Genomic DNA, 1,041 nt, shown 5'->3' on the forward strand with positions numbered 1-1,041 from the left:
CGGCTGGTGCTGGCGGCGGAGCGGCGGCAGGCGCTGCGCTATGGCGAGAATCCGCATCAGGCGGCGGCGTTCTACGTCACCGGCGACGCGCGGCCGGGCGTCGCCTCGGCGGCGCAGCTGCAGGGCAAGGAGCTGTCCTACAACAACATCCACGACACCGACGCCGCGTTCGAATGCGTCGCCGAGTTCGACGCGCCGGCGGTGGTGATCGTCAAGCACGCCAATCCGTGCGGCGTCGCCACGGCCGACGATCTCGCGCAGGCGTGGCGGCTGGCGCTGCGCTGCGACCCGACCTCGGCGTTCGGCGGCATCGTCGCGGTCAACGGGACGCTCGACGAGGCGGCGGCGGCGCTGATCGCGGAGATCTTCACCGAGGTGGTGATCGCGCCCGACGCGACCGAGGCGGCGCGGGCGGTGTTCGCGCGCAAGAAGAACCTGCGCTTGCTGCTGACCGGCGGGCTGCCCGATCCGGCGGCCGCCGGGTTGACGTTCCGCAGCGTGGCCGGCGGCCTGCTGGCGCAGGACCGCGACGCCGCGCGCATCACGCGCGACGGGTTGCGCGTGGTCACGCGCCGGCCGCCGACCGAGGCGGAGCTGGCCGACCTGCTGTTCGCCGCGCGGGTGTGCAAGCACGTCAAGTCGAACGCCATCGTGCATGCGCGCGGCGGCGCCACGGTCGGCATCGGCGCGGGACAGATGAGCCGGGTGGACGCCGCCCGCATCGCCGCGTGGAAGGCGGCCGAGGCCGCGTCCGCGGCGGGCGAGGCGGCGCCGCGGACACAGGGCAGCGTCGCCGCGTCCGACGCGTTCTTTCCGTTTCCCGACGGGCTGGAGGCGATCATCGCCGCCGGCGCGACGGCGGTTATCCAGCCGGGGGGCTCGATGCGCGACGAGGCGGTGATCGCCGCGGCCGACGCGGCGGGGATCGCGATGGTTCTGACAGGGACGCGGCAGTTCCGTCACTGACGGGCGGCGCCGCCGCGGCGGTCGGTGTGTCGGCCGCCGCCTGCGTCCCGGCCGCTGCCGCCGCCGGTCCGACGC

At 75.4% G+C, this 1,041-nt stretch carries 1 protein-coding gene; it reads left to right on the plus strand.

The genetic code is table 11. The annotated features are described in order from the left end of the window. Nucleotides 1–966, plus strand: a 966-nt coding sequence (gene purH / locus B8460_RS05495; protein WP_048860576.1) for a bifunctional phosphoribosylaminoimidazolecarboxamide formyltransferase/IMP cyclohydrolase, incomplete at its 5' end; no start/stop codon positions are given. Between the last annotated feature and the right edge of the window lie 75 nt (nucleotides 967–1,041).

Source organism: Acidisphaera rubrifaciens HS-AP3, assembly GCF_000964365.1.
Lineage (GTDB): Bacteria > Pseudomonadota > Alphaproteobacteria > Acetobacterales > Acetobacteraceae > Acidisphaera > Acidisphaera rubrifaciens.